26 protein-coding genes are annotated in these 23,642 nt (G+C 46.9%); 15 read left to right on the top strand and 11 right to left on the bottom strand.

The features are described from left to right. Window positions 1-6 precede the first annotated feature (6 nt). From lspA to dut, 3 genes are read left to right on the top strand one after another with little or no spacing between them, the layout of a single operon-like run. Window positions 7-498, top strand: coding sequence for a signal peptidase II (gene lspA / locus ICV36_RS08530; RefSeq protein WP_215400275.1), 492 nt, complete (start codon window positions 7-9; stop codon window positions 496-498). 9 nt (window positions 499-507) lie between these two features. Then, window positions 508-1,719, top strand: a complete 1,212-nt coding sequence (coaBC, locus tag ICV36_RS08535) for a bifunctional phosphopantothenoylcysteine decarboxylase/phosphopantothenate--cysteine ligase CoaBC (RefSeq protein ID WP_215400276.1) — start codon at window positions 508-510, stop codon at window positions 1,717-1,719. 50 nt (window positions 1,720-1,769) lie between these two features. Beyond that, window positions 1,770-2,219 (top strand): dUTP diphosphatase, encoded by a 450-nt coding sequence (dut, locus tag ICV36_RS08540; protein ID WP_215400277.1) that lies wholly within the window; start codon window positions 1,770-1,772, stop codon window positions 2,217-2,219. 75 nt (window positions 2,220-2,294) lie between these two features. On the opposite strand, the gene ICV36_RS08545 is transcribed toward dut, so the two are convergent. Genes ICV36_RS08545 through clpS form a run of 3 tightly spaced genes read right to left on the bottom strand, consistent with a single transcriptional unit; the run spans window position 2,295 to window position 5,228 of the window. Further along, entirely contained in the window at window positions 2,295-2,528 is a 234-nt protein-coding gene (locus ICV36_RS08545; RefSeq protein WP_215400278.1) for a hypothetical protein, read from the bottom strand. 40 nt (window positions 2,529-2,568) lie between these two features. Continuing rightward, window positions 2,569-4,875, bottom strand: a complete 2,307-nt coding sequence (gene clpA / locus ICV36_RS08550; RefSeq protein WP_215400279.1) for an ATP-dependent Clp protease ATP-binding subunit ClpA — start codon at window positions 4,873-4,875, stop codon at window positions 2,569-2,571. Next, window positions 4,872-5,228 (bottom strand): ATP-dependent Clp protease adapter ClpS, encoded by a 357-nt coding sequence (gene clpS / locus ICV36_RS08555; RefSeq protein WP_371743222.1) that lies wholly within the window; start codon window positions 5,226-5,228, stop codon window positions 4,872-4,874. Before clpS ends, clpA begins: the two co-directional genes overlap by 4 nt. Before the next feature lie 275 nt (window positions 5,229-5,503). On the opposite strand from clpS, the gene ICV36_RS08560 reads away from it, so the two are divergent. Then, on the top strand, window positions 5,504-5,707 hold the full coding sequence (locus ICV36_RS08560; RefSeq protein ID WP_011903586.1) for a cold-shock protein: 204 nt from the start codon (window positions 5,504-5,506) through the stop codon (window positions 5,705-5,707). Between the two features lie 83 nt (window positions 5,708-5,790). Continuing rightward, complete coding sequence (locus ICV36_RS08565; protein ID WP_215400280.1) at window positions 5,791-6,243, top strand: DUF192 domain-containing protein; 453 nt, start codon at window positions 5,791-5,793, stop codon at window positions 6,241-6,243. 73 nt (window positions 6,244-6,316) lie between these two features. Here the strand turns inward: ICV36_RS08565 and ICV36_RS08570 are convergent, their stop codons facing one another. From ICV36_RS08570 to argF, 3 genes are all read right to left on the bottom strand, one after another. Continuing rightward, window positions 6,317-6,622: a pyrimidine/purine nucleoside phosphorylase gene (locus tag ICV36_RS08570; RefSeq protein ID WP_215391545.1), complete on the bottom strand. Its 306-nt coding sequence runs from the start codon at window positions 6,620-6,622 to the stop codon at window positions 6,317-6,319. Window positions 6,623-6,676: 54 nt separating this feature from the next. Further along, the gene (locus ICV36_RS08575; protein WP_215400281.1) at window positions 6,677-7,909 is read right to left on the bottom strand and encodes an argininosuccinate synthase; all 1,233 of its coding nucleotides are present in this window, start codon (window positions 7,907-7,909) and stop codon (window positions 6,677-6,679) included. An 83-nt stretch (window positions 7,910-7,992) separates the two neighbouring features. Next, a complete protein-coding gene (gene argF / locus ICV36_RS08580; protein WP_215400282.1) occupies window positions 7,993-8,940 on the bottom strand; it encodes an ornithine carbamoyltransferase in 948 nt (315 codons plus the stop codon). Window positions 8,941-9,091: 151 nt separating this feature from the next. Here argF and ICV36_RS08585 point away from each other — a divergent pair, with 151 nt between their 5' ends. Beyond that, window positions 9,092-9,406, top strand: coding sequence for a DUF3579 domain-containing protein (locus ICV36_RS08585; RefSeq protein ID WP_215400283.1), 315 nt, complete (start codon window positions 9,092-9,094; stop codon window positions 9,404-9,406). 73 nt (window positions 9,407-9,479) lie between these two features. On the opposite strand, the gene rpsT is transcribed toward ICV36_RS08585, so the two are convergent. Next, a complete protein-coding gene (rpsT, locus tag ICV36_RS08590; RefSeq protein ID WP_062310407.1) occupies window positions 9,480-9,746 on the bottom strand; it encodes a 30S ribosomal protein S20 in 267 nt (88 codons plus the stop codon). Window positions 9,747-9,897: 151 nt separating this feature from the next. Between rpsT and murJ the strand changes: the two genes are divergently transcribed. Further along, window positions 9,898-11,451, top strand: coding sequence for a murein biosynthesis integral membrane protein MurJ (murJ, locus tag ICV36_RS08595; RefSeq protein WP_215400284.1), 1,554 nt, complete (start codon window positions 9,898-9,900; stop codon window positions 11,449-11,451). Window positions 11,452-11,456: 5 nt separating this feature from the next. After that, window positions 11,457-12,299: a SirB1 family protein gene (locus ICV36_RS08600; RefSeq protein ID WP_215400285.1), complete on the top strand. Its 843-nt coding sequence runs from the start codon at window positions 11,457-11,459 to the stop codon at window positions 12,297-12,299. A 20-nt stretch (window positions 12,300-12,319) separates the two neighbouring features. On the opposite strand, the gene ICV36_RS08605 is transcribed toward ICV36_RS08600, so the two are convergent. Further along, window positions 12,320-12,964, bottom strand: a complete 645-nt coding sequence (locus ICV36_RS08605; protein WP_215400286.1) for a VTT domain-containing protein — start codon at window positions 12,962-12,964, stop codon at window positions 12,320-12,322. A 58-nt stretch (window positions 12,965-13,022) separates the two neighbouring features. Between ICV36_RS08605 and miaA the strand changes: the two genes are divergently transcribed. Then, on the top strand, window positions 13,023-14,027 hold the full coding sequence (gene miaA, locus ICV36_RS08610; protein WP_215400287.1) for a tRNA (adenosine(37)-N6)-dimethylallyltransferase MiaA: 1,005 nt from the start codon (window positions 13,023-13,025) through the stop codon (window positions 14,025-14,027). A 29-nt stretch (window positions 14,028-14,056) separates the two neighbouring features. Here miaA and purM read toward each other — a convergent pair whose 3' ends face one another. Next, window positions 14,057-15,109, bottom strand: a complete 1,053-nt coding sequence (gene purM, locus ICV36_RS08615; protein ID WP_215400288.1) for a phosphoribosylformylglycinamidine cyclo-ligase — start codon at window positions 15,107-15,109, stop codon at window positions 14,057-14,059. 73 nt (window positions 15,110-15,182) lie between these two features. Between purM and ICV36_RS08620 the strand changes: the two genes are divergently transcribed. Genes ICV36_RS08620 through panB form a run of 6 tightly spaced genes read left to right on the top strand, consistent with a single transcriptional unit; the run spans window position 15,183 to window position 20,451 of the window. Next, window positions 15,183-16,172, top strand: a complete 990-nt coding sequence (locus tag ICV36_RS08620) for an AI-2E family transporter (protein ID WP_215400289.1) — start codon at window positions 15,183-15,185, stop codon at window positions 16,170-16,172. Between the two features lie 10 nt (window positions 16,173-16,182). Beyond that, window positions 16,183-16,938: a DnaA regulatory inactivator Hda gene (hda, locus tag ICV36_RS08625; RefSeq protein WP_215400290.1), complete on the top strand. Its 756-nt coding sequence runs from the start codon at window positions 16,183-16,185 to the stop codon at window positions 16,936-16,938. Between the two features lie 19 nt (window positions 16,939-16,957). Continuing rightward, on the top strand, window positions 16,958-17,638 hold the full coding sequence (locus ICV36_RS08630; protein WP_215400291.1) for an HAD family phosphatase: 681 nt from the start codon (window positions 16,958-16,960) through the stop codon (window positions 17,636-17,638). Continuing rightward, entirely contained in the window at window positions 17,635-19,035 is a 1,401-nt protein-coding gene (gene pcnB / locus ICV36_RS08635; RefSeq protein WP_215400292.1) for a polynucleotide adenylyltransferase PcnB, read from the top strand. The genes ICV36_RS08630 and pcnB overlap by 4 nt, the downstream gene beginning before the upstream one ends. A 52-nt stretch (window positions 19,036-19,087) precedes the next feature. Then, entirely contained in the window at window positions 19,088-19,615 is a 528-nt protein-coding gene (gene folK, locus ICV36_RS08640) for a 2-amino-4-hydroxy-6-hydroxymethyldihydropteridine diphosphokinase (RefSeq protein WP_215400293.1), read from the top strand. Window positions 19,616-19,632: 17 nt separating this feature from the next. Further along, entirely contained in the window at window positions 19,633-20,451 is an 819-nt protein-coding gene (gene panB / locus ICV36_RS08645) for a 3-methyl-2-oxobutanoate hydroxymethyltransferase (protein ID WP_215400294.1), read from the top strand. Between the two features lie 16 nt (window positions 20,452-20,467). Here the strand turns inward: panB and dnaJ are convergent, their stop codons facing one another. Together dnaJ and dnaK are read right to left on the bottom strand one after the other, a co-directional pair. Then, window positions 20,468-21,604: a molecular chaperone DnaJ gene (gene dnaJ / locus ICV36_RS08650; protein WP_215400295.1), complete on the bottom strand. Its 1,137-nt coding sequence runs from the start codon at window positions 21,602-21,604 to the stop codon at window positions 20,468-20,470. A gap of 100 nt (window positions 21,605-21,704) precedes the next feature. Beyond that, a complete protein-coding gene (gene dnaK, locus ICV36_RS08655; protein ID WP_215400296.1) occupies window positions 21,705-23,639 on the bottom strand; it encodes a molecular chaperone DnaK in 1,935 nt (644 codons plus the stop codon). Between the last annotated feature and the right edge of the window lie 3 nt (window positions 23,640-23,642).

Raw genomic sequence — 23,642 nt, forward strand, 5'->3', positions numbered from 1 at the left:
GCCAACATGAAGAGCCTTTCCTTGCTTCGTTATCTCGCAACTGCGATCATCGTGCTATTGCTTGATCAACTGAGTAAGTGGTCTGCGCTGAGTAACTTGCAGATGGGGGTGCCGGAGCCAGTGCTACCCTACTTAAATTGGTTGCTCCTCTTTAATCCAGGCGCCGCATTTTCGTTTTTGGCGCAAGGCTCTGGTTGGCAACGCTGGTTCTTCACAATTCTTGGCTTGGCAGCCTCAATCTACATTATTTGGCTGCTATATAAAAACCAAAGTGACAAACTACTTTGCATAGCCCTAAGCTTAATCTTGGGTGGCGCATTGGGAAATGTCTTGGATCGGGTGATGTATGGCGCCGTAGTTGACTTTATTGACGTGTATTACGGCAACTGGCATTGGCCTGCTTTTAATATTGCCGATAGCGCTATCTGTATTGGTGCCACCCTCATCATTTGGGGTGAATTACGCAAGTCATTTGGCAAATCCGCCCAATCCCATTAAGCTGGCGCCATGCAATCACTTATCAATAAGAAGATCGTTCTCGGAATCTCTGGCGGCATTGCCGCTTATAAGACTCCTGAGCTTGTGCGCCAACTCATGCAAGAAGGCGTATCGGTTCAAGTGGTGATGACTGAGGCTGCACAGCAATTTGTAACACCAGTAACTTTGCAAGCCCTCACTGGCAATCCTGTTTATTTAAGCCAATGGGATAGCACGATTCCAAACAACATGGCGCACATTGAGCTATCCCGTGCTGCGGATGCTATTTTGATTGCGCCTGCCAGTGCAGATTTGATGGCAAAACTTTCCTTAGGCCTGGCTGACGACCTGCTCACTACTCTGTGTCTTGCGAGAGACTGCCCCCTATTACTTGCACCAGCAATGAATAAGCAAATGTGGGAACATGCCGCCACACAAAGAAGTGTGGTTCGCCTTGCACAAGATGGCGTTGCTCTATTAGGCCCAGCTAGCGGATTTCAGGCATGCGGTGAAGTTGGCATGGGCAGAATGCTCGAGCCAGCTGAAATTACAGAGCAAGTGATTGCCTTCTTTCAGAAGAAATCTTTGGCTGGGAAAAAAGTATTAATTACTGCAGGCCCCACATTTGAAGCCATTGATCCCGTGCGCGGCATCACCAATCACAGCTCTGGCAAAATGGGTTTTGCAATTGCACGTGCCGCTGTCGAGGCGGGCGCTCAAGTCCACCTCATTGCGGGGCCATGCGATTTAACAACACCACTTGAAGCTACCGGACAAATCATCCGCACAAATGTTGTTAGCGCCAAGGAAATGCATGCGGCTGCCCTAAGCGCAACGGACTGCGATATCTTCTTTGCAGTAGCTGCTGTTGCCGACTGGGGAATTGCGAAGCCCGCAAAAGAAAAGATTAAACGCCAAGGAAATGAGGCGCCATGCATCGAATTTTCAGCGAATCCAGATATCTTGTTAGAAGTTGCCAAGTCAGTGAAGACCAAGGGCGGTAAACCTTACCCTTATTGCGTGGGCTTTGCGGCTGAATCCACTGACCTAGAAAAGCATGCCAACGAGAAACGTCAGCGCAAGGATATTCCCATGGTCGTTGGCAACATTGGCCCAGATACTTTTGGCAGCGATCTCAATCAATTGCTTGTAATTGATGCTAACGGGTCCAAGAAAATAGCTAAGGCAGAAAAGCTTCAGCTGGCACGTCAACTAATTCAACTAGTCGCCAAGAAAATTTAAGCAACACACCCTCGTACCCCTATTTATATTCCCCGTTTTTAGGAAATTTCATGCAATCACTCCAAGTCAAAATTCTCGATGAACGTATGCGCGATCAGCTGCCCAGTTATGGCACCCCTGGAAGTGCAGGATTAGATCTCCGGGCCTGCATTGATGAGACGATTGAGATTGCACCTGGCCAAACTGTTTTGGTGCCTACTGGATTGGCAATTTATGTAGAAGACCCACGTTATGCCGCATTTATTCTTCCACGCTCTGGCTTAGGTCACAAGCATGGCATTGTGCTCGGCAATCTAGTGGGATTAATAGATTCAGATTATCAGGGCCAGCTGATGGTCAGCACGTGGAATCGTGGATCTACCCCATTCAAACTTGAGCCTATGGAGCGCCTAGCTCAACTCGTAGTAATGCCAGTACAACAAGTAGAGCTTAAGGTAGTTGAAGAGTTTACCGAGAGCAGTCGTGGCGCCGGCGGCTTTGGTAGTACTGGTCGAGCTTAAAGACTCGGACAACATTCGCTAGCTATAAAAAAGCCACCCGTAGGTGGCTTTTTTGTTTAACAAGAATTAAAGCTATTACTTACGAATATGTGCCTTACGTGCTGCATCTTGTGACATACCAGCACCAGCGCCTTCACGAGACTCTTTTTCAGCGGTAATCTCTTTGCGGCGCTCTTTGCATGAACCAGCAATTTCTTGCAGCGCTTTACGGGCACGAGCAGCCGATGCCTTAATGCCCTTGCCTTGAAACTTTTCATTTTCCGCTTTGTAAGTTTCGAAAGCCTCTAGTAGTTTTTCGTGATGAGACATGCTTTTCCTTTTATATGTATTGATTCAATAAGTTGGTTAATTAAATTTCTTCGGCTGGCGCTATGTCAGCTTTGGCGCGTTTACCCGGCAATACAGGCGCATCAAAGTTCAGCAATACCTTACCTTCCGCATCAATATCGACATCTACATGACCGCCCTGGGCTAACTTGCCAAACAAGAGCTCGTCAGCAAGTGCCTTGCGTACAGTGTCTTGAATAATGCGCTGCATTGGACGTGCGCCCATTAAAGGATCAAAGCCATGCTTAGCCAAATGGGAACGTAACGCCGGACTAAATGTTGCATCCACCTTCTTCTCATGCAATTGCTCTTCAAGCTGCATTAAGAACTTGTCAACTACGCGCATGATGATGGACTCATCAAGCGCCTTGAAGGAGACAATGGCATCTAAACGATTGCGGAACTCCGGCGTAAAGAACTTTTTGATGTCTGCCATTTCATCGCCAGACTCACGTGCATTGGTAAAGCCAATAGTCGATTTCTGCATCGCTTCAGCACCAGCATTGGTAGTCATGATGATGATCACGTTACGGAAATCTGTCTTACGGCCATTGTTATCCGTCAAGGTGCCGTGATCCATGACCTGCAGCAGAATATTAAAGATATCTGGATGGGCTTTTTCAATTTCATCAAGCAGGAGCACACAATGCGGCTTCTTATTAACAGCTTCTGTGAGTAAGCCACCTTGATCAAAGCCAACATAGCCTGGAGGCGCTCCAATCAAACGGCTCACCGCATGACGTTCCATGTATTCAGACATATCAAATCGCAGCAGTTCAATGCCGAGAATATAAGCCAGTTGCTTAGCCACTTCAGTTTTACCAACGCCTGTTGGACCAGAGAATAAAAATGAACCAATCGGTCTATCAATCTTGCCAAGACCAGCACGCGTCATCTTAATTGCGCTAGCTAAGGATTCAACTGCAGGGTCTTGACCAAATACGACGCTCTTGATGTCTCGATCAAGAGTTTGCAACTTACTACGGTCGTCCACAGTGACTGATTGTGGCGGTATGCGTGCAATCTTTGCCACAATCTCTTCAATCTCTGGGCGGCCAATGGTTTTCTTCTGTTTAGACTTTGGCAATATACGTTGAGCTGCCCCAGCCTCGTCAATGACGTCAATTGCTTTATCGGGCAAATGACGGTCATTAATATAACGAGCAGATAGTTCAGCGGCAGCAACCAATGCACCGGCCGCATACTTCACGCTATGATGCTCTTCAAAACGAGATTTCAAGCCGCGCAAAATTTGCACCGTTTGATCCACTGTTGGCTCTACAACATCGACCTTCTGGAAACGGCGTGATAACGCTGCATCCTTTTCAAAGATACCGCGATATTCTGTAAAGGTAGTTGCTCCAATGCATTTGAGCTGACCATTAGACAATGCTGGTTTAAGCAAATTGCTTGCGTCTAATGTTCCACCAGAAGCTGCGCCCGCGCCGATAAGCGTATGAATCTCATCAATAAACAAAACGCCATGCGCATTATCTTTTAGCGACTTGAGAACACTCTTTAAGCGCTGCTCAAAATCACCGCGATATTTTGTGCCCGCCAAAAGAGCGCCCATATCTAATGAGTAAACCGTCGCATTGGCCAAAATTTCTGGCACATCACCCTTAACAATTCTCCAGGCAAGGCCCTCGGCAATCGCCGTTTTACCTACACCAGCCTCACCAACCAGCAAGGGGTTGTTCTTGCGACGACGACATAAAACTTGAATGACACGCTCTACTTCACTCTCGCGCCCAATTAAAGGATCAATTTTGCCCTGGCGAGCCATTGCGTTCAGGTTTTGGGTGTACTGCTCCAGCGGGCTTTCTTTACCGGAAGAACTAGATTCTTCAGTCTCCTGGGAAGGCTCAACAGGCTTCACATGCTCAGACTGATCTTTACGCACACCATGACTGATGAAGTTCACTACATCTAGACGTGTAACACCTTGCTGTTGCAAGAAATACACTGCATGCGAATCTTTTTCACCAAAAATTGCAACCAGCACATTTGCACCAGTTACTTCTTTTTTGCCATTCGATGTCGATTGAACATGCATGATGGCGCGCTGAATGACGCGCTGAAATCCTAGCGTAGGTTGCGTATCCACCTCATCATTTCCAGGCACTACGGGAGTATTGTCATTAATGAAGTTTTTAAGTTGTGCGCGCAGTTCCGCAATATTAACTGCGCAAGCCTTTAAGACATCGACCGCAGTAGCGTTATCCAGTAGGGCTGCGAGCAGATGCTCAACGGTAATGAACTCATGTCGTGAAGCCCTTGCGTCAACAAACGCCATGTGCAAACTGACTTCTAATTCTTGGGCAATCATGCTTCCTCCATAGTGCACTGTAGTGGGTGACCCGCTTCACGGGAGAGTTCAATAACTTGATGCACTTTTGTGGCAGCAATATCTCGGGTAAATACTCCGCAAACGCCCTTACCAACTAAATGTACTTGCAACATGATGCGTGTAGCAGTTTCGTGATCCTTATTAAAATACTCCTGAATCACCATCACCACAAATTCCATTGGCGTGTAATCGTCATTCAAGAGCAACACTTTATACATCGATGGCGCTTTAACTTGCTCGACCTGTTTTTCGAGAAGAATAGTGTCCTCAGCATATGGATTGCTTGGGTTGCCAGTAGTGGGATTTTTTGGTGCGCGACTCATGAGAAACATTCTAAACACAGATATTCAAACTTTAATTTATTGGGGTCTTGTTGCGAAAAACACGCAAAAACGCCTTCTAAACCCATATTGGGGCATTTTTCGATAAAAAAAGGGGTATTTACTAGGGGGTAGGGCCATATAACTCCTTGACACCCCTCCAAAAAGGGCAAACAATCAGGGGTAGGCTTCAAAAGAGGTTCTATTTAGGCGTGTTGTGGATTGAGACTGATTAAAAAGTATTTACCCTCATCACGGTTGTTTTAAGTTTATGTAATGGAGTTCGCATGGCGACCGGAATTGTTAAGTGGTTCAATGATGCAAAAGGTTTTGGCTTTATCAAACCTGATGATGGTGAAGAAGAGTTGTTCGCGCATTTCAGCGCAATTACTATGCCTGGGTTCAAGACCCTTAAGGAAAACCAAAAGGTAACGTTTGACATTACCCAAGGCCCTAAAGGCAAGCAAGCTACCAATATCCAAGCGGCTTAATAGTCCTTAGATCATTATTAAAAACCCAGGATTCGTTCCTGGGTTTTTTTTCGCCTGCAATTTGTCTCACTTAAAATCCACTCATGCTTACCTCAAAAAACAACCTCATCAAACTATTTGCCACTCTTTTTTTCTTTGGCTCCAGCCTTACGCTGGGCCAGGTCAATATTGGTCTACCCACCATTGAGCTCAAAGCGGGCATCTACCGTATTCAGGCTGAACTAGCTGATACACCCAAGTCAAGGGAAGTGGGGCTGATGAATCGCACTAGCATGCCAACCAATTCTGGAATGCTATTTGTATTCGAACAAAAAGCAGGCCACTGCTTCTGGATGAACAACACCAAGATTCCACTCTCCATTGCATTCATTGCGGATGACGGCAAGATTGTGAATATTGAAGAGATGCAAGCTGAAACCACTAACAATCACTGCCCCAAAGCAGCTGTGCGCTATGCATTGGAAATGAATAAGCAATGGTTCTCAGAGAGAGTGATTGTTCCAGGAACCACTATTACTGGCCTACCGAAGCGGTAGAGGCATTAGGGAAATAAAAGGCAATAAAAAACGCAGACCGAGATCTGCGTTTTTGCTTTACACGTTTACCTATTTATTCAAAATGGCAAACGTAGTGCACGGGTTGCTCGGCACGAATAATGAAGTAGCCGCCCTTTTCCACTTCCCAGCTTTGACCTGCTTTGAACTCTTGCTCGGGAGCGCCATTGATGCTGACAAAAGCATTACCATCTACAACTTCCATAATTTCTTTAGTACTTAAGTCAAAACGCAAGGTGCTTGGCAATACAACACCAACGGACTTGCGTACGCCATTTGGCAATGTCACAGTATGAGATACACATTTGCCATCAAAAAATACATTGGCTTTCTTGCCTACGGAAACTTGATCAAATTGCATTGAAGTTCTTTCTGTTCTCTTTAGTTCTATTCGTTTATGTCATTTTTCTTTTAGTTATTTCTTGGCGCGCTTACGCTTCGCTGTCTCAGCAATGCGCATACGTAGAGCATTGAGCTTAATAAAGCCACCAGCATCTGCTTGGTTGTATGCGCCACCATCATCATCAAAGGTTGCAATATTTTGATCAAACAAAGTATTTGCTGAATCACGTGAAATTACAGATACAGATCCTTTGTAGAGCTTCAAACGAACAACACCGTTAACAGCTTGTTGTGTATGGTCAATCAAAGTCTGCAATGCCAAACGCTCTGGCGCCCACCACAAGCCGTTGTAGATCAAGCTTGCATAGCGAGGCATTAAGTCATCCTTCAAATGCGCCACCTCACGATCCAAAGTGATACTTTCGATACCACGGTGAGCTTTCAGCAAAATAGTGCCGCCAGGTGTTTCGTAGCACCCACGACTCTTCATGCCCACAAAGCGGTTTTCTACCAGATCTAGGCGACCAATGCCGTGCTTACCACCAATACGATTTAATTCCGCTAGCAACTCATGTGGCTTATAAGTCTTGCCATCAATCGCTACTGGGTCCCCGGCTTTAAACTCGATCTCAATAATTTCAGGGGTGTCTGGCGCCTTTTCTGGAGAAACCGTCCAACGCCACATTGACTCTTCTGCTTCAGCATTCGGATTTTCTAAATGACGACCTTCGTAGCTAATATGCAAGAGGTTTGCATCCATAGAATATGGTGATCCGCCTTGCTTATGCTTCATCTCAACTGGAATGCCATGCTTTTCTGCATAAGCCATCAACTTCTCACGTGAGAGAAGATCCCATTCACGCCAAGGAGCAATCACTTTGATACCAGGCTCTAAGGCGTAGTAACCCAACTCAAAGCGGACTTGGTCGTTACCTTTACCAGTAGCGCCATGCGATACAGAGTCTGCACCAGTTAAGCGGGCGATCTCAATCTGACGCTTCGCAATTAATGGGCGAGCAATGGAGGTACCCAATAAATATTCGCCCTCATAAATCGTATTGGCACGGAACATCGGGAACACGAAGTCGCGCACAAATTCTTCGCGTAAGTCATCAATAAAAATGTTTTCAGGTTTGATGCCAAATTGCAATGCCTTAGCACGTGCTGGCTCTAACTCTTCGCCCTGACCCAAGTCAGCAGTGAAAGTTACGATCTCACAGCCATAAGTATCTTGAAGCCACTTCAAGATTACGCTGGTATCAAGACCGCCGGAATACGCTAGAACTGCTTTTTTAATATCGGACATTTTTTATTCAATCAAAAATTAACTAAAAACTTACTAAAACGAAATTGGGGCAAATTACTTCGTATTTTATTGCTGACGTTGTATTAATCCAAACGACCGCAGAGCAAATACTCCATCAAAGCCTTTTGCACGTGCAAGCGATTTTCCGCCTCTTCCCAAACAATACTTTGAGGCCCATCAATCACTCCAGCAGATACCTCTTCGCCACGATGGGCTGGCAAGCAGTGCATGAACAAGGCGTCAGGTTTAGCTAGAGACATTAACTCCTCATCAACCATCCAGTCCTGGAAGGCATTCATCCGCGAAGTGTTTTCCGCCTCATAGCCCATACTGGTCCATACATCGGTTGTGACCAAGTCAGCACCTTTGCACGCCTCTTTTGGATCGGCACAAATTGTTAAATGCTTTGCTGCCTGAGGAGTCAAGCGAGCTGGATCCAATTGATAACCCTCTGGCGCTGAGAAACGCAACTGGAAGTCTAAGGACTCAGCCGCTTGCAACCAGGTGTATGCCATATTGTTTGCGTCGCCAACCCAAGCCACTGTCTTGCCCTGAATCGGGCCACGAGCCTCTACAAAAGTAAAGATATCAGCCAACACTTGGCAAGGATGGAATTCATTGGTTAAGCCGTTAATCACTGGAACGCGTGAATTCGCAGCAAAGCGCTCAATAATCTCTTGGCCAAAGGTGCGAATCATGATGATGTCGGTCATCCGTGAAATCACCTGCGCAGCATCCTCTACCGGCTCGCCACGACCCAACTGAGTGTCGCGAGTATTAAGGTATACAGCATGACCACCAAGTTGATGAATTCCCGCTTCAAAGGAGAGACGTGTGCGAGTGGAATGCTTTTCAAAAATCATAGCCAAGGTACGGTCATGAAGAGGGTGCCATGTCTCATAACTCTTAAATTTCGCCTTGAGCCAGGCCGAGCGCTTGAGTAAGTAGTCATACTCTTCACGAGTTAGGTCGGAAAACTGCAGATAGTGCTTTACCTTACCAGGCACTTGAGGCTTTGCCAGGGATGTCATAGTTGAGCTTTCTACTAAAGTTTTGGCTTGCATTTTTTTCTTCAAACATTCGGTTGCACGAAAATAGGTCCTAAAGTCATCTTACGGCCAACTTGGGCTGTTAAGCTAGAGGGCTTAGCAACACTCTTCTTACAACCATCATTACGCGAACTTGAACCACAAAAAGCTTTTCATTCAAGGCATTACCACTTCGGGCAAACCATTTCGGCCTAGCGATTGGGCGGAGCGTCTGTGCGGGGTGATGGCTACTTTTCGCCCTCCTGGTGATTCCGGAGACCCCCGCTTCACTTATTCGCCCTATGTCAGACCAGTGCTTATTGCAAAAGTGAAATGCGTTGTTATCGATACCAGACTGAGAGACCTAGATCCTCGAGCGCTAGACTTTGTCATGAACTTTGCCAAAGACAATGGCCTACCAATCGAAGAGGCATGTGAGTTCAACCCAACAGCCCCAGCCCAGCCTTAAAAACAAAAACCCGCTCTGATGAGGAGCGGGCCTAGGTCGAAACTACTTCGACCAGCCTACAACTGAAAACGTATTACGCTGCCATCGCCTTAATGGCTGCTGACAAACGGGACTTCTGACGAGCTGCAGTATTTTTATGTGCAATCTTTTTATCAGCAATCTTGTCGATAGTTGATTGAGTTGCTGCGAATACTTTCGCTGCAGCAGCCTTGTCACCAGTTTCAATCGCTTTACGAACCGCTTTAATGGAAGTGCGGAGCTTTGAACGCAAACTGGAGTTATGTTCGTTTTGTTTTACTGCTTGGCGTGCACGCTTACGCGCTTGTGCTGTATTGGCCATCTTTAAACCTTGCCTCTATAAATTGCAAAATGCGATTAGTTAAAAATCTTGCGGACTTGCTAGATTCATAAGCAAGCTCGCCAAAACCCTAGATTTTACCTTAAAGGGGCAAAAAAGCCCAGCCAACCAATAAATAGGTGAAAATTGGCTCATGAACCTGCTTTCTGCCGCCGCTAAGGTTAGCTCACTAACCATGCTTTCCCGCATTACGGGACTGCTGCGGGAGACCCTAATTGCCCGTAGTTTCGGGGCTTCCGAGTGGACAGACGCCTTTAATGTGGCTTTTAGGCTACCAAATCTGTTGCGCCGACTCTTTGCTGAAGGGGCTTTTTCACAGGCTTTTGTGCCCATTTTGGGCGAAATTTCCACAAATGAGGACCAAAGCAAGGCCAAAATCCTCATCAATGCGGTCGCTACGCTCTTATTTTGGGCTTTGCTGCTCACGGTATTACTAGGCGTGATTGGCGCCCCCTTACTCATTTTGGTGATTGCTACAGGCTTTAAAGGGGGGCAGGCTTATGACGCTAGCGTAGTTATGACCCGCATCATGTTCCCCTATATCGGACTGATTTCCATGGTCTCACTCTCAGCCGGAATTCTAAACACCTATCACCGTTTTGCCATTCCTGCTTTCACCCCTGTTTTACTCAATCTTGCCCTGATCGGCAGCGCCATCTTTTTAGCGCCTCATTTAGAACAGCCGATTTATGCACTCAGTATTGGTGTTTTATTGGGCGGTATTTTGCAATTGGCAATACAGCTTCCAGCTCTCTCACGTCTTGGCTTATTGCCGCGCATTGACTTACTTCCAGGCGCCATCAAAACTGCAATGACTAATCCCGACGCACGACGAGTTCTCAAGTTGATGGGGCCTGCAGTATTCGCTGTGTCTGTGGCCCAAATTTCACTCATCATCAATACCAACATTGCTTCGCGCTTGCAAGCTGGCAGTGTGTCATGGCTATCTTATGCAGATCGGCTCATGGAATTTCCGACAGCGCTTCTAGGCGTAGCATTGGGCACTGTGCTTCTACCAAGCCTGAGCAAAGCCAATGCGAAGAATGATTTAGTGCATGCTGGGGAGCTATTAATTTGGGGTTTGCAACTCACTTTTTTACTAGCAGCCCCTGCAGCAATCGCATTATTTATTTTTGGCGAGCCACTAGCCGCCGTTCTTTATCACTACGGCAAATTTAGTGCGTTGGACGTGCTGATGACACAACGCGCATTAGCCGCTTATGGCGTTGGTCTGATTGGCTTAATTCTGGTCAAGATTTTGGCTCCTGGTTTTTATTCGCGGCAAGACATTCGCACCCCGGTCAAAATTGGCCTCCTCGTCCTACTTGCAACACAGCTGGCTAATTTGGCATTTGTTCCTTGGCTTGGGCATGCAGGACTGGCACTATCAGTGGGAATGGGTGCCTGCCTAAATGCCGCCCTCCTCTGGATTGGTCTGCATCGTCGTGGAGCCCTGCCTAACTCCGCCTGGGCTAAGTACTTAGGTCAATTGCTTTTTGCCTTGATACCTTTTGGGGCAGTCCTTTTTTATGCAGCAGGTGCGCATAACTGGATCGCCCTGCAATCTGAACCATGGCTGCGCATTGGCCTCCTAGCTGCATGGCTAGGCGCAGCTGCCATTGTTTACTTCGCATCCCTGGGATTGGTTGGAATTCGCTGGCAAAAATTCTTGCGTCATGCAAAATAGGATTTATGCCAACACAACAACTCGACTATTTCACCTCATTAGTTGCCGAAGACGAGCACTTCCCTTTAACTGAGGCCGCGATCGCTGTTGCACAACATGCTTATCCAGATTTAGATGTGCAAGGGGTGTTGGATAAGCTCGATCAAATGGGCAACAAATTAAAGTCACGCGTAACACCAGATACATCACCGATCCAGCGACTGCAAATACTAAAGCATTTCTTTTATACAGAGCTAGGCTTTGGGCCCAACCCCAATGATTTTTATGCGCCTGAAAATTCCTACCTTCATTACGTTCTTGAAAATCGCAGAGGCATTCCTATCTCTTTAGCGATCTTGATGATGGAACTTGGCAATCAAATTGGCCTAAAAATTCGGGGCGTCTCATTTCCGAATCACTTCATGATGCGCATCTCTTTGCAACAAGGCGAAGTGATCATGGACCCCTTGACAGGCGAATCACTGTCCAAGAACCAACTACAAGAAATGCTAGATCCTTACCTTGATGCTAAAGGTTATCGGGGTGAGCTCAGCCTGCCACTCAATATCTTCCTGCGCGCATCCAGCTCACGCGAGATTCTGTCGCGCTACCTCAGAAATCTCAAAATGATTTACTCAGAGCACGAGCGCTGGGAGCGTTTGCTAGGAATCCAAGAGCGCCTAGTTATTCTTCTGCCAGATGCGATTGAAGAAATCCGAGATCGCGGACTCATCTTTGCTCAACTCGAGTATTTGCGCCCTGCATTAGAGGATATGCACCGCTATCTCAGTGAAATGCCAGAAGCCGAAGATGCAAGTGATATTCGTGAGCATATTGCTACGCTCGAGAGTCAAACCAAGCTTCACTAAAGCCGAATCACTTTTGCTGTTTAGCCTTTCTTACGCTGGAATATTTTGTAGATGGCTGCAAATGCAACGGGTACTGCTGCTGCACCAACACCCACCAGCACAATCACATTGAGATTCTGGCGAATAATGGGAATATTGCCAAAGAAATATCCTGCAACGACTAAACCAAAGACCCACAGCGCAGCCCCAGTAATATTGAATAACTGAAAGCGTGAAAAGTTCATCTCGGATACTCCAGCAACAAAGGGTGCAAAAGTTCGAATGATCGGCAGAAAACGCGCAAGGATAATGGTCTTACCGCCATGCTTTTCATAGAAAGCATGCGTCTTTAATAAAGCACCTTGATCGATCCAACGCGATTGACTACTAAAAACTCTTTTTCCAATCCAACGGCCAATGAAATAATTCACGGTATTGCCTGCGACTGCAGCAACAAGCAAACCGATGCATAGTGACCAGATATTAAAATGCTCAGTAGCACAATAAGCGCCAGCGATAAACAAAAGAGAGTCGCCCGGTAAGAATGGTGCAACGACTAAACCCGTCTCTGCAAACACAATCGCAAATAGAAGGCCGTAGGCCCAGGGGCCATATTGCTGAATCACCACATCAAGATGTTTATCAATATGTAGTAATAAATCACTAATTTGCAAAAGGGTATCCATCGAATCGCTCTCAAACTGATAGGTTGTTGCGGATATTAACAGGCTCTTATAATTAGGTATGCCAACTGAACCCTACATTCAGCCTTTGCATGCCCTAAATAATGATCCAACGCTTTGTATCGTTGGGCCTACTGGCGCAGGCAAAACCCATCTCGCCATGTCATTGGCTGAGTATGCAAAATCAATTGGTCAAACCATTGAGCTCATCAGCATGGACTCTGCATTGGTCTATCGTGGTTTGGATATTGGTAGCGCCAAACCTACTAAAGCTGAACAAGCCGCCGTCATTCATCACCTCATTGACATTATTGAACCCACTGAAGTGTATTCAGCAGCACGTTTTGCCAATGACGCGAAACGGCTTTGTACAGAAATTCGTGCAAGAGGAAATATCCCAGTCGTTGTTGGCGGAACAATGTTGTACTGGCGTGCTTGGGCACATGGCCTCTCCTCACTGCCCCCAGCAAACCCAGAAATTCGCGCTCGCTTAGATGAAGAAGGCAAAGCAATCGGCTGGCCTGCCATGCATGACAAACTTGCCAACGTCGACCCCGATACTGCAGCACGCTTAAAGCCAAATGACTCTCAGCGAGTGCAGCGGGCCCTTGAGGTTTTTGAAATCACCGGCAAGCCTATGTCAGCACTATTGGCTGATTCGCCAAGTGAAGATGGACGCGAAGGTTCAGCGATCCCTCCTTGGATTCATCTCGTATCTCTCGAGCCCAGCGATCGCAAAAGATTGCATCTGAATTTAGAAAAACGCTTTGATGAAATGCTTGCCGCCGGATTTATAGAAGAAGTCAAAGCATTGCGAGCCAATCCTGGACTGCATCCAGATTTACCAGCGATTCGTTCAGTTGGTTATCGCCAAGCCTGGGAATTTCTCAATGGGGAAATTGACGCCGAGCAGATGCGTTACAAAGCTTTGGCAGCTACGCGTCAGCTTGGAAAGCGTCAGCTCACCTGGTTGCGCGCAATAGAGGGAAGAAAAACTTTTGACCCCTTCAACCCCGAAGGGTTAAAGGCGGCGTTAGATTACTGCAAGAGTAGTTTAAAAAAATAAATTCGTTGCGATGATTCGCAGCTATCGATTTAAATAACGATAGTTTGTGGCGCATCTTTTGGACGTTCCACCACTTCGCCCACCATCCAAGCCTTAAGGCCCTGCGCAGTCAATGACTTAATCGCTGTGTCCACTTGATCTTGGGAGACGATCAACACCATACCAATGCCGCAGTTAAATACACGCACCATTTCTGCATCAGCAACACCACCCTTCATTTGCAACCAACGGAAGAGTTCTGGCATTTGCCAGCTATCACGATGCAATACTGCTTGAATATTTTCTGGGAGCACGCGGGGAACGTTATCTACCAAGCCACCGCCAGTGATATGCGCCATACCTTTTACATTGATTTCAGAAATCAATTTCAGCAGCGGCTTGACATAAATTTCAGTTGGCGCCATCACCACATCAGCTAATGAGCGACCGCCTATGTCATCGCTTGGCTTAGCGCCAGCACGTTCAATAATTTTGCGTACTAATGAGTAACCATTGGAGTGTGCGCCACTCGATCCGATGGCGATGACAGCATCACCAGGAACAATGGTTGCACCAGTAATGATTTTCGATTTCTCAACTGCACCCACCGCAAAACCAGCCAAGTCATATTCACCTGGTGGGTACATGCCTGGCATTTCTGCAGTTTCACCACCAATGAGTGCGCAACCCGATAATTCGCAGCCCTTAGCTATGCCACCCACGACGGTTGCCGCTGTATCGACTGTTAACTTGCCGCAAGCAAAGTAATCCAAGAAAAAGAGAGGTTCGGCACCCTGCACCAAAATGTCGTTAACACTCATAGCCACCAAATCTTGCCCAATAGTTTCGTGGCGATTCCATTCAAAAGCTAATCTAAGCTTCGTACCAACACCATCTGTACCCGAAACCAAAACGGGTTCTTTATAGCGTTTAGGCACCTCAAAAAGGGCTCCAAAGCCACCAATTCCCGCCAAAACGCCCTCGCGCATGGTCTTTTTGGCCAGTGGCTTAATACGATCAACTAAATCGTCCCCAGCATCGATATCGACACCAGCGTCACGATAGGAAAGGCCTTTTGAGGAGGAATTAGGAGAGGAAGTCATATGAGAGCCGGAATATTAGTAAAAAATGCTACTTCGTCAGTAGAATCATTGAATTCTAGAGGATTGAAGCAAGATGGCCGAAATTTTTACCCCTTTTCTCACCGCATTCATTCTGGCGTATGCTTTACGCCCTGTTTGCCTGTGGCTTGAGCAACATCGCGTGCCTCGAGCCCTGGCCGCCGCTCTGAGCATGTTCATGGGACTTTGCCTCGTTTTCTTCATTTTGAGCCTGCTCATCAGCCTACTCAAATATGAAATTCCCCTAATTAAGGCCCAGCTTCCAGATTGGATTGCCAATACTCAGGCTTGGCTTGGCCCAAAACTCAGTGAATTTCATATTAATTTTGACTGGGCAACCTTCAAGGCAACGGCCACCCAAAAAATTACTGCGCACATTAATGATAATGCCGACAGCTTAATGACCTCAACGATTGACACCATTCTCATGTCAGGAAGCTCCGTCATTGCCGGCTTTGTTAATGCCGTGTTGATTATTTTCGTGATGTTTTATCTGCTGATGGATTGGAAGCATTTCTTTGGGCTCGTTAAAGACATTGTTCCGGTGCGCGCACAAGAAACCGTTCACCACTTGGCAATGCATACAGACGGATTACTCTCTCAATATTTGCGCGGCATGCTGATTGTGATTTCTATCATGGCAATTTATTACAGCGCCGGCTTAAGTTTTATTGGTATTAAAGGTGCGGCTGCACTTGGTGTCTTTACCGCCTTGATGATCGCGATTCCCTACATCGGCATCACCTTAGGCCTTACCTTGGCAACCCTATCAGCGCTTTTGCAATTTGGCCCCGGGACTGAAATTATTCTGGTGCTCATTTTGTTTGGGATTGGGCAGCTCTTGGAAGGCTTCTTTTTGACGCCCCGTCTTGTAGGTGAGCGGATTGGCCTCCATCCAGTAGCAGTATTGTTTGCCTTACTTTTCTTTGGCAATTTATTTGGTTTTTTTGGCGTCCTGCTTGCGTTACCAATTAGCGCCGTCAGCTTAGTCTTAGTGAAGTATCTATGGTCTCTCTATACGCAAAGCGCGTGGTATCAAAAATAAATTTGTAGTAATGAACACGCCTCCACTTCCAAAACAATTTGCACTAGATATCAGCCACTCACCTAAAGCGAGCCTAGAAAACTATCTCCCAGGGAAAGATCTTGCGTTGATATCTGCCTTACAAAATATCAAACGCTCGTGGGCAATTTCTGCAAATGAGAGTTCCAACAATCCATTAAATCAACGTTGGATTTATTGGTGGGGGCCTGAAGGTTCTGGGCGCACCCATTTGTTAGAGGCAATTAGAAATGCCGCTCAAGATACAGGATTAGAGTGCATTGCTCTGAGCCCATTGGAGCCAACCGCCTGGATACGTCTTGAAGAAAAAATGGGCGCCTTAGCTGAAAGTAAAAAGGCTTCAGTGATTACCGTTGATGATGTTGATCACCTAGATGATCGTCTTATTGGCTCACTCTTTCGCATTCTCAATACCGTGCAAGCTAGCAAAGCGATTCATATTTTTATGGCTGGCAATACGGCGCCAGCGAATTTAAAGCTACGGGAAGACCTGCGAACCCGTCTGGGCTGGGGCTTGGTCTTTCAGACGCAGCTTTTGGACGATGATGAGAAAATACAAGCGTTAGAAGAGGCTGCTAGAGCGCGAGGACTCGTTTTATCTCCGGACGTATTACCTTGGTTATCCAGTCGTTTTTACCGAGATATGCCCAGCCTAATGGCTTTGATTGATGCTTTGGACGCCTACTCTCTAGAAACCAAACGTGCTGTAACCTTACCCCTTGTACGCGAGCTCTTGCAGCCCAAATAATTTATTCAATATTCTATTCGTGACTCAGTTAGCCCTCTTCGATTTAGACCATACTCTTTTACCCTGTGATAGCGATTACGAATGGGGTCAATTTTTGGCACGTATTGGCGTTGTTGATAGCGAATACTATGCGCGACAAAACGAACGCTTCTACCAAGACTACAAAGATGGCAAGCTGGATATTCATGAGTTTCTGCGTTTTGCTCTCAAGCCACTTTCAGAACATTCAAGGGCACAGCTAAAAGAGTGGCACGATGCTTTCATGAAGGAAGTGATTCATGGTCAACTTCGACAACAAGCGATTGATCTAGTTAAACGCCACCAAGATGCGGGAGATCTTTGCTGCGTGATTACCGCAACCAACAGCTTTGTTACGCGCCCTATCGTTGAAAGTTTTGGTATCGAGCACCTCATTGCCACTGAGCCAGCCACCGCAAATGACCATCCATTGGCCAACTACACTGGCGAAGTCAAAGGCATCCCGAACTTTCGTGAAGGGAAGATTCAGAATTTGCATGACTGGTTAGCATCCCAGCAGTTGTCACTAGATACCCTTCCTTATAGTTATTTTTATTCTGATTCGATGAACGATCTTCCTTTACTCGAAAAGGTAAGCCATCCCGTTGCTACCAACCCAGATGATCGTCTTCGCAACGAAGCGAAGCAGCGCAACTGGCCTATTCTTGAATTGTTTGCATGATCACTAAATTTATTAAACGTATTTTGCGGCGTGACCCAATGGTCAGGCACACACAGGCGAATAATTCCAGCACGCCAAAGCGCATACCAAAGAAAGCGCATCGCATCGACCCGCACTTACTCTCAAAAAATGCAGTGAAGGTAACGCATACATTGCAGCAAGCAGGCTATGAAGCATTTATTGTTGGCGGAGCGGTCAGAGATCTTGCATTGGGTATCAGCCCAAAGGATTTTGACGTAGCAACTAATGCAACCCCAGATCAAGTACAGAGATTATTTCGTAAAGCACGTCTGATTGGGCGCCGCTTTCAAATTGTGCATGTCACCTTCTTTGGCAAAGGTCACCCCGAAATCATTGAGGTATCGACCTTCAGAGCCCTACTGGATAACGCTGGGGATCATGTGGCGGAAAGTGGCCGCATCCTGCGAGATAACGTCTGGGGCTCGCAAGGCGAAGATGCTGCAAGGCGTGATTTCACAATTAATGCGATGTACTATGACCCCTCCTCCGAAATGGTTCTCGACTATCACGGCGGAATGGCAGACATGCAAAAGAAAACCTTGCGCATGATTGGTGATCCAGCAAAACGCTATTGCGAAGACCCGGTTCGCATGCTCAGAGCAGTACGCTTCGCAGCCAAGACGGGTTTTGAATTAGATGCTGCTACACGCACCCCCATTGCTAAGCTTGGCAAGCTATTAAATGATGTTCCTTCAGCCAGACTCTTTGATGAAATTCTGAAGCTCTTGATGTCTGGATACTCTTGGAAAGCCATCCAGGGACTGAAAGATGCAGGACTGCATCATGGCCTACTTCCACTGCTTGATCATATTTTAGATAGCGGTGAAGACTCCAAAGGGGCTAATGATTTCGTAAAACTTGCTTTAGCCAACACAGATGACCGCATTCAATCCGGCAAAAGCGTTTCTGCAGGATTTTTATTTGCCACCCTCCTTTGGCCTGACCTCCTCAAGAATTGGAAAGCCAACTCTGCCAAAGGCATGGCCAATATCCCCGCCCTGCAGGATGCGATGGACGAGACAATTGCCACCCAAAGTAGCGGCATGACTATTCAACGCCGCTTTGAAAGCGATATGCGTGAGATTTGGTCGATGCAGCCTCGCTTTGAGAGACGCGTAGGCCGCTACCCCTACAGACTAATTGAATCACCACGTTTTAGGGCGGGTTATGACTTTATGCTACTTCGCTGCGCCACAGGAGAACTGAATTCAGCCATTGGTCAGTGGTGGACTGACTTCATTTCTGCTGATCCTGTTCGGCAAGACGAACTCATGGCAGCAGTCAAAAATGAATCTGGCAATAGTCCAAGCCCCGCCAAAAGACGGCGTCGTAGAAAGCCAAAAGCAGCAGTGCCCTCAGAGAGTGCAGCGGACTAAGCAAACTTAGAGAAATTTCAGTAAAGTAGTTTCATCTCTAGTTTGGAAACCTATGGCAAGGGCATACATCGGATTTGGCGGCAACATCGGCGATACGCGTCAGCTTATTACTGATGCCATCGTTTGCTTAGCATTGCGGTCTGAACTCCAGATTTTGGCTAAAAGCTGCTTCTATCAAAGCGCTCCCGTTGAAGCTACTGGCGGCGACTACATTAATGCCGTCGTTGAAATAGAGACTGAGTTAAGCCCCAACGGGCTTTTGCATGTTTGCCAGGCTATTGAGCAAGAGTTTGGCCGAGAACGTCCTTATGCAAATGCCCCTCGAACTCTCGACCTTGACATCCTTTCCTTTGAAGGGGTTACTCAAAACGAAACTGAGCTAATGCTTCCTCACCCCAAAATCATTGAGCGCTCCTTTGTGCTTTTACCCCTTCTTGAAATCGCACCCGATATCTTTTTGCCTAACTGGGGCGAACTAAAAGCCTACCTACCCAATGTAGCCCACCAAAGAATTGAAAAACTCCCCTGCAGGAACTGTAATTGCGGGGAAAAAGATGTTTATAGCCAAACGGCGCATTAATTCATTAAACTCTCGCCATGGGTTACTTACAGGGCGATAAGCCAATCACGATTACTAAGCTCCACGCTATGCATGCTGAGGGTGAAAAAATCACTATGCTCACCGCATATGACTCCACCATGTCAGCACTCCTCAATCGTTGTGGGGTTGAGACCATTCTGATTGGCGACTCGTTGGGTAATGTCATTCAAGGGCACTCCAGCACAACTCCAGTTACCGTAGAGCAGGTTGCGTATCACACCGAGTGTGTATCTCGTGCCAATACTCATGCTTTTGTTATTGCTGATCTTCCATTTGCCAGCTACGGCGACCCTTTCCAAGCCTTAGAGTCAGCAGCCCAACTCATGCGAGCTGGTGCCGATATGGTTAAGCTTGAAGGTGGTGGTGATTGGCAAGTAGATGTCATCCGTCACTTGGTAGACCGCAGCGTTCCAGTTTGTGCGCATTTGGGTTTGCTACCACAATCGGTTCATGTCTTAGGTGGTTACAAAGTCCAAGGCAAATCTAAAGATGCTGCAAGCGTCATGCTAGAGCAAGCACTCGCCTGTCAGGAAGCTGGTGCACAAATGGTTGTGCTTGAAGCCATCCCTTCATCATTAGGTGAAAGAATTACTACCGAACTGAATATCCCAACAATTGGAATCGGCGCTGGTCCAGATTGCTCCGGTCAAGTTTTGGTCTTGCAAGATATGTTGGGTATTAGCCCAGGCAAAGCACCGAAGTTCGTCAAAAACTTCATGGATGGCCATCACTCCTTAGAGGCGGCTATCAAGGCCTACGTGCGGGAAGTGAAGTCCGGGAAGTTTCCCGGACCTGAACATGGTTTTGCTGGCTAATTACTAGCCAAAAATATTAGCTAAAGAAACTCTTCACACCGTCAAACCAGCCCTTTTGTTGAGGGCTATGTTTGTCCCCGCCGGACTTTAGACTGTCATCAAACTTCTGCAGTAATTTCTTTTGTTCATCAGTTAGCTTGACAGGCGTTTCAACCAAAACGTGCACAAATAGATCGCCCACCAAAGATGAGCGCAGGCCCTTGATGCCTTTGTTACGCAAACGGAATGTCTTGCCAGTTTGAGTGCCTTCAGGAATGGGGAACTCCACGCGCCCCGCAAGTGTTGGCACTTCGATCTCGCCACCAATCGTTGCTGTAGCAAAAGAGATTGGCATTTGCACATGCAAGTCACTGCCATCACGCTCAAAGACTTTATGTGGCTTCACCCGTACTTCTACATAAAGATCACCGGATGGACCACCATTAATGCCTGGCTCACCATTGCCAACGGAACGCACGCGCATGCCATCGTCGATACCGGCCGGTATTTTGATTTCAAGTGTTTTTTGTTCTTTGTGTTTACCTGTGCCATGACAGGTTTTACATGGCTTAGGAATGTACTCGCCAGTGCCGCGGCACTTGGGACAAGTTTGTTGCATGGAAAAAAAGCCTTGTTGTACACGCACCTGACCATGCCCATTACAAGTAGTACATGTCTCCGCTTTAGATCCCGGCTCAGCGCCAGTACCATGACAAGGCTTGCAATTGCTCCAACTAGGAACCCGAATTTGGGTTGTATAGCCTTCAGCAGCCTGCTCAAGTGTAATGTCCATGTTGTAGCGCAGATCGGCGCCTTTATAGACTTGAGGACCGGACTGGCGACCACCGCCTTGGCCAAAAATGTCGCCGAAGATATCGCCAAACGCATCAGCAAAACCTCCGCCGCCAAAACCACCTCCACCAAAACCGCCGCCCATTGAGGGATCCACACCAGCGTGACCATATTGGTCATAAGCAGCGCGCTTATTGGGGTCAGTGAGTGTCTCGTAGGCTTCCTTGGCCTCTTTGAATTGCGCCTCAGCCGTTTTGCTATCGGGATTGCGATCAGGGTGGTATTTCATCGCCAGTTTGCGATAAGCTTTTTTCAACTCATCATCACTGGCACCTTTTGACACACCCAGAACTTCATAAAAATCGCGTTTACTTTTAGGCACGGCCTATTCCTCTCAACAACCTGAATGGCACAAGTCGGCACGAGGCCGACTTGTTATTGAAGTACATCAAAACTACGTTAATCAATGTCTGATTTCAGAATTACTTCTTGTCATCAACCTCTTTGAAATCAGCGTCTACAACATCAGCGTCAGGAGCTGCTTGCTGCGCACCACCAGGGGCTGCACCAGGCGCAGCACCGCCAGCTTTAGCTTGCTCTGCTGCCATGACCTTTTCAACCAACTTCTGACTTGCTTTACCCAAAGCCTCTGTCTTAGCTTCAATAGCTTCTTTATCGCTACCTTTGATTGCTTCGTCCAAGTCCTTCAAGGCCGCTTCAATCGCTTCTTTTTCAGAAGCTTCTAAGCTAGCACCATGCTCTTCTAAGGCTTTCTTGGTTGAGTGAGCCAAAGCATCAGCAGTATTGCGTGCGGTTACCAACTCAAGCGCCTTCTTATCTTCAGCAGCATTTGCCTCAGCATCCTTCACCATGCGTTGAATTTCTTCTTCAGTCAAACCAGAGTTTGCCTTGATGGTGATTTTGTTCTCTTTGCCAGTGTTTTTGTCTTTTGCTGTTACGTGCAAAATACCGTTGGCATCAATATCAAAGGTCACTTCAATTTGTGGCATACCGCGTTGCGCAGGTGCAATACCTTCGAGGTTAAATTCGCCAAGCAACTTGTTAGCAGCAGCCATCTCGCGTTCACCTTGATAGCACTTGATGGTTACAGCCGGCTGGTTATCTTCCGCAGTAGAGTAAACCTGTGAATGCTTGGTAGGAATCGTTGTGTTCTTCGGAATCATCTTGGTCATTACGCCACCAAGAGTTTCGATACCTAATGACAATGGGGTAACATCCAAGAGCAATACGTCCTTACGATCACCAGACAACACAGAACCCTGAATTGCAGCACCGACAGCAACAGCTTCATCCGGGTTAACGTCTTTACGTGGCTCTTTACCAAAGATTTCTTTCACTTTGTCTTGAACTGCAGGCATACGTGTTTGACCGCCGACCAAAATAACATCGTCAATGTCAGCCACATTCACGCCAGCATCTTTAATTGCAGTTAAGCAAGGACCAGCGGTACGGTTGATCAACTCTTCCACTAAAGACTCTAGCTTGGCGCGAGTTAACTTCAGATTCAAATGCTTAGGACCGCTAGCATCAGCTGTCACGTATGGCAAGTTGATTTCTGTTTGTTGTGCAGATGACAATTCGATCTTGGCTTTTTCAGCAGCGTCTTTCAAACGTTGCAATGCCAATACGTCTTTGCTCAAATCAACGCCCTGCTCTTTCTTGAACTCGGCAATGATCCAGTCAATGATGCGCTGGTCGAAGTCTTCACCACCCAAGAATGTATCGCCGTTAGTAGAGAGCACTTCAAACTGCTTCTCACCGTCTACGTTAGCAATCTCAATAATGGAAACGTCGAATGTACCGCCACCCAAGTCATATACGGCGATCTTGCGATCTACTTTGTCTTGCTTGTCGAGGCCAAATGCCAAAGCAGCTGCAGTTGGTTCGTTAATGATGCGCTTGACATCCAAACCAGCAATACGGCCAGCATCTTTAGTTGCTTGACGTTGGCTGTCATTGAAGTAAGCAGGAACAGTAATCACTGCCTCTGTCACCTCTTCGCCGAGGTAATCTTCGGCAGTTTTCTTCATCTTGCGCAATATTTCAGCGGACACTTGCTGTGGCGCCATCTTCTTGTCGCGCGCCTCAACCCAAGCGTCGCCATTGTCTGCTTGAATAATGGCATACGGCATCAAGCCAATATCTTTTTGCACTTCAGGATCTGTAAATTTACGACCCATCAAACGCTTCACTGCGTAGATGGTGTTTTTAGGATTGGTTACTGACTGACGCTTTGCGGGCGCACCAACCAATACTTCGCCATCTTCAACGTAAGCGATGATGGACGGAGTTGTGCGAGCGCCTTCGGCGTTCTCAACAACTTTAGGCGCATTGTTTTCAACGACTGAAACGCATGAATTCGTGGTTCCTAAGTCGATACCGATAATCTTTCCCATAAT

It is taken from the genome of Polynucleobacter sp. MWH-UH35A, assembly GCF_018687075.1.
In the GTDB taxonomy this organism is placed as follows: Bacteria; Pseudomonadota; Gammaproteobacteria; order Burkholderiales; family Burkholderiaceae; genus Polynucleobacter.

What these genes read in the sequence shown, in the direction of transcription:
- lspA (WP_215400275.1), top strand. Translation starts at nt 7, where the DNA reads ATGAAGAGCCTTTCCTTGCTTCGTTATCTCGCAACTGCGATCATCGTG.
- coaBC (WP_215400276.1), top strand. Translation starts at nt 508, where the DNA reads ATGCAATCACTTATCAATAAGAAGATCGTTCTCGGAATCTCTGGCGGC.
- dut (WP_215400277.1), top strand. Translation starts at nt 1,770, where the DNA reads ATGCAATCACTCCAAGTCAAAATTCTCGATGAACGTATGCGCGATCAG.
- ICV36_RS08545 (WP_215400278.1), bottom strand. Translation starts at nt 2,528, where the DNA reads ATGTCTCATCACGAAAAACTACTAGAGGCTTTCGAAACTTACAAAGCG.
- clpA (WP_215400279.1), bottom strand. Translation starts at nt 4,875, where the DNA reads ATGATTGCCCAAGAATTAGAAGTCAGTTTGCACATGGCGTTTGTTGAC.
- clpS (WP_371743222.1), bottom strand. Translation starts at nt 5,228, where the DNA reads ATGTTTCTCATGAGTCGCGCACCAAAAAATCCCACTACTGGCAACCCA.
- ICV36_RS08560 (WP_011903586.1), top strand. Translation starts at nt 5,504, where the DNA reads ATGGCGACCGGAATTGTTAAGTGGTTCAATGATGCAAAAGGTTTTGGC.
- ICV36_RS08565 (WP_215400280.1), top strand. Translation starts at nt 5,791, where the DNA reads ATGCTTACCTCAAAAAACAACCTCATCAAACTATTTGCCACTCTTTTT.
- ICV36_RS08570 (WP_215391545.1), bottom strand. Translation starts at nt 6,622, where the DNA reads ATGCAATTTGATCAAGTTTCCGTAGGCAAGAAAGCCAATGTATTTTTT.
- ICV36_RS08575 (WP_215400281.1), bottom strand. Translation starts at nt 7,909, where the DNA reads ATGTCCGATATTAAAAAAGCAGTTCTAGCGTATTCCGGCGGTCTTGAT.
- argF (WP_215400282.1), bottom strand. Translation starts at nt 8,940, where the DNA reads ATGACATCCCTGGCAAAGCCTCAAGTGCCTGGTAAGGTAAAGCACTAT.
- rpsT (WP_062310407.1), bottom strand. Translation starts at nt 9,746, where the DNA reads ATGGCCAATACAGCACAAGCGCGTAAGCGTGCACGCCAAGCAGTAAAA.
- murJ (WP_215400284.1), top strand. Translation starts at nt 9,898, where the DNA reads ATGAACCTGCTTTCTGCCGCCGCTAAGGTTAGCTCACTAACCATGCTT.
- ICV36_RS08600 (WP_215400285.1), top strand. Translation starts at nt 11,457, where the DNA reads ATGCCAACACAACAACTCGACTATTTCACCTCATTAGTTGCCGAAGAC.
- ICV36_RS08605 (WP_215400286.1), bottom strand. Translation starts at nt 12,964, where the DNA reads ATGGATACCCTTTTGCAAATTAGTGATTTATTACTACATATTGATAAA.
- miaA (WP_215400287.1), top strand. Translation starts at nt 13,023, where the DNA reads ATGCCAACTGAACCCTACATTCAGCCTTTGCATGCCCTAAATAATGAT.
- purM (WP_215400288.1), bottom strand. Translation starts at nt 15,109, where the DNA reads ATGACTTCCTCTCCTAATTCCTCCTCAAAAGGCCTTTCCTATCGTGAC.
- ICV36_RS08620 (WP_215400289.1), top strand. Translation starts at nt 15,183, where the DNA reads ATGGCCGAAATTTTTACCCCTTTTCTCACCGCATTCATTCTGGCGTAT.
- hda (WP_215400290.1), top strand. Translation starts at nt 16,183, where the DNA reads ATGAACACGCCTCCACTTCCAAAACAATTTGCACTAGATATCAGCCAC.
- pcnB (WP_215400292.1), top strand. Translation starts at nt 17,635, where the DNA reads ATGATCACTAAATTTATTAAACGTATTTTGCGGCGTGACCCAATGGTC.
- folK (WP_215400293.1), top strand. Translation starts at nt 19,088, where the DNA reads ATGGCAAGGGCATACATCGGATTTGGCGGCAACATCGGCGATACGCGT.
- panB (WP_215400294.1), top strand. Translation starts at nt 19,633, where the DNA reads ATGGGTTACTTACAGGGCGATAAGCCAATCACGATTACTAAGCTCCAC.
- dnaK (WP_215400296.1), bottom strand. Translation starts at nt 23,639, where the DNA reads ATGGGAAAGATTATCGGTATCGACTTAGGAACCACGAATTCATGCGTT.